This is a genomic window from Psychrobacter piechaudii (assembly GCF_900162825.1).
Lineage (GTDB): Bacteria > Pseudomonadota > Gammaproteobacteria > Pseudomonadales > Moraxellaceae > Psychrobacter > Psychrobacter piechaudii.
The window spans coordinates 1-5,394 of sequence record NZ_FUGE01000229.1 but is presented as its reverse complement, the minus strand read 5'-3'; the positions used below and the strand labels follow the sequence as shown (position 1 = coordinate 5,394).

Below are 5,394 nucleotides of genomic sequence, written 5' to 3'. Positions count from 1 at the left end.
TTCACCACCAAGCTTGTTAAAGATAACAGCTTAATTGTGGTTGGTGATGTTAAATCTCGCTCATTTACAACTAAAAAAACCAATCTGGCTAAATCAACATACGATGCAGGATGGTTTGAGCTTAAACGACAACTGGAATATAAATGCAAGCATGCAGGTTGTCAGCTTGAGATGGTAAATGAGAATTACACTACCCAGACCTGCTCGTGCTGCCATAAAATAAGTGACAGTAGTCCAAAAGGTAGAGCAGGCTTGCGAATAAGAGGATGGAGGTGTGCTGAGTGTGGCACATGGCATGATAGAGATATCAATGCTGCTAAGAACATCCTCGCGGTCGGGCTTGACCGTCTAGCTGTAGGAATCCCCTCGGTTTAGCGAGGGCGAGGAAGTCAAAAGGATGATAGACACCAAACCAACAAACATCATGATAGAGAGCATAAGAACGACTATAAAAAGAAATATAAAGCCGATGATGTTGAAGATAGAATTAAACGAGAAGCTCGTTACCCTGCTATAAAAAGACAGGCTGTAAGAAAGGTTCAATCAATGGGTTATCGTGTTGATGAGATTGAACTAGATGAAAAGAATGGCCGTGGTATTTTTGAGATTGAAGCCAAACGTGGCGGGCAAGAGTACGAAATTGAACTCGGCTATCCCAACCTAAATGTCATTAAAATTGAAAAAGACTAAATTACTGCAAACATCTTTTTAAATATTATTTTAATACTTAGAGGTAAGTTTTCATGACAAATATTAAGCTACTATCAGCAGGCCTTATGGCTGCTACTTTAGGGGTTGCCACAGGCTGTACATCAACTCCATTAATCCTACATGGTCCTATTTATCATCCTAATGGAGGCGTTTATTACCCGGATGGTAAAGGCGATTATAAAAAGCATGATGACTATAAAAAGAAAAATAAGAAGAAACACAAGAAGAGTGAGTACAATCGAGTTAATGCAGAGAGAATGGCCACTCGTAAGTTAAACAGTATGGGCTACCGAGTTGAAAAGGTAGACTATAAGCACAGCCAAGGCATTGTCAAAACAAAAGCATACCGTGGTGGCAGTAAATATAAAATTGACTTGGCTTATCCAAGCATGAATGTGGTCAAGCTAAAGAAAGACTAGTAGAGTAGGGGAGCGCCTACATTAACGACTGCTCAGGCTGTCTATATAGTCTGCCCAGTGCTGCATCATTTGAGTACGTGTGTCTATCTCATCAAGTCGGTTATACGCTCCACCATGGGTATCTTTGATTCTATGGCCAAGCTGTAGCTCTGTCACAATGTCTGAATAGCGAAGTTCAGGTTGTTCCATCAGTAAAGTTTTGGCAGATGCCCTAAATCCATGTGCACAGTGCTTACCTTTATAGCCTAGACGATGAAAGGCTTGAACCAAGGTCGCTTTACTCATGTATGCATTATTTGATGAGCGAATTGACGCAAATACATAAGGCTTATAACCGGTTATCTTTTGAATCTCACGCAGGCGGTAGATAACTTGATCTGCCAATGGCACTACCAAGCTTGAGACCATATCCTCACGACCTTCACCCTTAGTAAGTGAAAACTCCCATAGCTTATTATCCCAATCAATCTCATCCCAGCGCATAGAGCGCAGATCGATACTGCGCACAAAGACATAAGGCAATAAATTCATTGCCATCAAGGTCAGCTCGCTTGCTGCAGTAAACTCTGACATATCCCTTAATAACATAGCAAGCTCATCGGGTTTAGTCAGTGCTGGCAAGTGTTTACCAGAGTTGGCTGGTGCCAATTCTCCACGGGTGTAAATGGCAACGTTGTTATCGCACAAACCCCGTGCAACAGCGAATGAAAATACTTTTTCTGTATATAAACGGGTACTGGCACCGACAAAGGCTGCTTCATTATCGTTATTTTGAATAGATTCACAGACGTTTAGGATGGTTTCGCTGGTAATATCATTAATACGTAAGTCGCCAATCTCAGCACACATATAACCCAAGCACAGATCGCAAAACTTTAAGGTAGATTCACTAAAAGAGCGCTTACCAGATTTGCGTTGACGGCGGCTATTAATTTTATTGTCCTTCCAGGCTTCAGCAATCTCAGAAAAAGTGGCATTTTTTAGATGAGCGTATTTATTAACCCGTTGCTGTTGGCGTATGGCTTTAGGGTCAGTGCCATTTCGAACCATATCTAATACAGATTCTGCTTTGGTTTTAGCCTCGTTTAAACTAATATCCTCTACAGAGCCCAAAGTCATACGTGGACGTTTATTAGGCTGATGTGGGTGGGTATAACGTAGATAATATTCTTTTTTACCATTAGGGTAGGTGCGTACACTTAACCCCGGCACACCAGCCACCGCAACTAGGTAATCTTTATCACGGCACTCAAGTCTATTGATGTCCCGTTTATTATGAATAATCATATTTCTCACTTTATTGCTTTTATCAGTTAGATAAAGTGCACCTGTTTTTTGCACAACTTTTTATAAAATAATTTTTGTACAATCTAGATAATTATTGTGCTAAAGTATTCCTAACAAACAGCGTTCGCTGTCTCTCATTGCTACTATCTCTACTCAAATCCAGTGCCAAATCACTTCTTTATTTGGACACCAAACTGGACACCAAAACCACATAAAATAAAATATAAACCCTTTATTATTATAGCTTTTATACTAAATCATCCCCAAGTATCCCTTGGGGATAATTTGGTTTATTATAGATGAAATAGAACATAAATGCTGCCAAGTGACCGTTTATTAGGTAAAAAGGCGAATTTTCAGTCAAATAATAGGCGCCTGTATTTGCACAGAATTATAAAATCAGGGTCTTAGTACTGTTCTGTGCAAATCTGAGCGCCTATTTTTTTAACCTAAAATCCAGATAAAGGGTTTTATTTGACAAGCCATTGGATTTCAAGGATATTGAGTTAAATAACACCCAACTAGCAAGGATGCTAATATGAAACATGAAGTAGATAACAAATCCCCAACAACATCAGAAGTCACATCAGAGAACACGCCTGTCTATAATATTATTACCACCAAGCCTGCCAACAAAAGCTTTTATAGCTTTTACCTAGAAGAGCACCAAAATGTCATCTCTCGAAGATTGCACTTTGCTGGTAGTAGCTTTGGGCTAATTGGATTGGCCACAGCACTGAAAACCGGCAGAGTCAGTCCTGTGTTTAAAGGTATTGCTGCCGGTTATGCCTGCGCTTGGGTGGGTCATTTCTTTTTTGAGAAAAATAAACCCGCCACATTTAAATATCCCGTTCAAAGCTTTGTTAGTGACTTTCGGATGTATGCAGACATCCTACGCGGCAATGTCAGTCTAAAAGATCCGAAACTAGATAAAGTTAGCTGAAATTAGCCAATTTTGGTTGCTCTCAGATTTGCACAGAATATTAAAAGTAGGGTGGTTGCCCTGTTCTGTGCAAATACAGGCGCCTTATTAATTGTTCAAAATTTAGTCAACTTTTTATAATGAGTATACTTTTGATTCTTTGTTATAGACTTAAAAAATACAACAAGATAAATCATTGAGAATAAGCTAAACTGCCTCGCTAAGATTGAATAATATTTATTGATAGCAAGTACATTAAAGCAAAGGCACCTCGTTATGGAACAAGCAGCAACCCCGACAGAACAAAAACCAGTATTCATGCCAAGAGTCGGCAGTGACAATCTGGTAAAGACCGATATGGTTAGAATTGAACATCATGTGGGGTTTGCGACCAGACAAAAGAAAAAAACCATTAACGACTTGCACCGAGTCATCAAAAAGAAATACGGCTTTAAAAACGTTTTGGAGCTGTCTAGCAAATCAGGCAATAAACTAAGCTTTCCACTTAGTTCAGTTAGCCTAAAGATAACCAATGAAGCCGATGGCAAGCAATATAGTGTCGAGAACGCTTATCAAGCGAGTAAGATGTTTGAAAGAGGCGGGCCATTCGTTGATTTACTGGATGCTGCACCTAGACAAGCCAAAAAAGACGAGCGTTTAGTAACGTCAGGTGATATTACCGGTTATGACTATTTTGGCATGGTTTGGGGGCTAGAGCCTCTAACGGTATTTTATGATTGGCTGTATGTGAATGCGTTAAAACAAAACACACACCTGCACGAAGAAGTGCTGCAGTATCAAGCCTTTACGGACATTTCATTTAACCCTAAGAAGAACATCCATTGTCCTGCATATTCGCTAGCGATGTTTGTGGCTCTGCATAAAAGAGAGCTGCTAGAGGGTATTGAAGATCCAGGGACCTTTTTTGATTTGGTGACAGGATTTGAGCTGAGTAATACTGAGCATCTTTTGCAAGAGGGTTGGTTTTAATATACTCACTATGAGAGTCAACCGATTCGCTCAATTTAATAAAATAGCTCTATTGGTGGCCGATGGCTTGCTCAGCCCATTAGCAACCTAAAGGCACCATTAAAATTAGCAACCATAATACCAATACAGTCTTTGATATTACTGTGTATTATCTAAATGCGGGCAGTCACGATGTCATTGGTAAGCTTGAGCCCGAACGGTTATATATCTATACCATTCAATATCAGGATACTGAAGACTCGCTAGAGATTAGCTATGTCGATAGCTCAGGCAAAAAAAACTCTACAACAGCGGTAGGCTTTGTTGCTAAGTATGACAAGCAGTGTTATCGTTTGACATTAATTAACCAGTCTTCCATAACCCCGACCTTGCCAAGGTCGGGGTCGCGAGTTCGAATCTCGTTTCCCGCTCCAAATTCTAAAGAAGCCTCACTTCATAGTGAGGCTTTTTTTGTGTTTAAAATCAGTGTGTTAATAGGGATTTTCTATCAGGTATAAAGGAATTTATTAATCATATCTTAACATTAAAAATCTTAATTGATGGAGACGTGACCAAAACGTGACCCTTTCGTGCCCAAGTAGTAAAACCCCAACCGTAAAATTGACCCCGACCTTTCTATTTTATAGATTGGAATCAAATATTTTATTAATAAAAATGTTTTTTTAAATATGACCTCATATTTTGGTAGCTTAGATACTTAACTATTAAAAAAAGCGTGACCAAAACGTGACCAGATAAATAATTTTTTTATTAAAAATCAGTTAGTTGTATTGTTATTGGACTTCAGTAAAAATTAACCAACTCCCCCCTTTTAATCCTCATTAGATACCTCTCCTTTATCAATTTGCTTAGAGTCTGGCTCATAAACAAATAAGTCACCTACCTGGACATCTAAAAACTCGCACAATTGATTTATGGTATTGAAATCAATCCTAGAAGACTCGTCATTATATAGTTTATGAAGAGTTGAGCTATGCTGAAGAAACCGTAGAGGTAAACTTGGTAAACTAAGCGTATTAATCGGAGTTTATCATGACCAAGAAAGTAAGAACCTACAGTGACGAA

General features: G+C 39.1%; 7 protein-coding genes and 1 pseudogene. 6 read left to right on the top strand and 2 right to left on the bottom strand.

The window, feature by feature from the left end:
• The 3 genes from A1019T_RS11925 to A1019T_RS11915 form a co-directional block, all read left to right on the top strand.
• A partial coding sequence (locus A1019T_RS11925) for an RNA-guided endonuclease InsQ/TnpB family protein (RefSeq protein WP_143514140.1) occupies window positions 1-375 on the top strand: 375 nt, incomplete at its 5' end.
• Window positions 376-486: 111 nt separating this feature from the next.
• Window positions 487-690 (top strand): PepSY domain-containing protein, encoded by a 204-nt coding sequence (locus tag A1019T_RS11920; protein WP_341864631.1) that lies wholly within the window; start codon window positions 487-489, stop codon window positions 688-690.
• 53 nt (window positions 691-743) lie between these two features.
• Window positions 744-1,130, top strand: a complete 387-nt coding sequence (locus A1019T_RS11915) for a hypothetical protein (RefSeq protein ID WP_077451856.1) — start codon at window positions 744-746, stop codon at window positions 1,128-1,130.
• Window positions 1,131-1,151: 21 nt separating this feature from the next.
• On the opposite strand, the gene A1019T_RS11910 is transcribed toward A1019T_RS11915, so the two are convergent.
• Window positions 1,152-2,417: a tyrosine-type recombinase/integrase gene (locus tag A1019T_RS11910; protein WP_077451854.1), complete on the bottom strand. Its 1,266-nt coding sequence runs from the start codon at window positions 2,415-2,417 to the stop codon at window positions 1,152-1,154.
• A gap of 538 nt (window positions 2,418-2,955) precedes the next feature.
• On the opposite strand from A1019T_RS11910, the gene A1019T_RS11905 reads away from it, so the two are divergent.
• The 3 genes from A1019T_RS11905 (at window position 2,956) to A1019T_RS11895 (ending at window position 4,826) form a co-directional block, all read left to right on the top strand.
• Window positions 2,956-3,360, top strand: coding sequence for an Mpo1-like protein (locus tag A1019T_RS11905; protein ID WP_077451852.1), 405 nt, complete (start codon window positions 2,956-2,958; stop codon window positions 3,358-3,360).
• A gap of 255 nt (window positions 3,361-3,615) precedes the next feature.
• Window positions 3,616-4,329: a DarT1-associated NADAR antitoxin family protein gene (locus A1019T_RS11900; RefSeq protein WP_077451849.1), complete on the top strand. Its 714-nt coding sequence runs from the start codon at window positions 3,616-3,618 to the stop codon at window positions 4,327-4,329.
• 143 nt (window positions 4,330-4,472) lie between these two features.
• Entirely contained in the window at window positions 4,473-4,826 is a 354-nt protein-coding gene (locus A1019T_RS11895; RefSeq protein ID WP_143514138.1) for a hypothetical protein, read from the top strand.
• A 314-nt stretch (window positions 4,827-5,140) separates the two neighbouring features.
• On the opposite strand, the pseudogene A1019T_RS11890 reads toward A1019T_RS11895, so the two are convergent.
• Window positions 5,141-5,305, bottom strand: a pseudogene (locus A1019T_RS11890) (helix-turn-helix domain-containing protein); the annotation flags it as partial.
• Window positions 5,306-5,394: the final 89 nt, after the last annotated feature.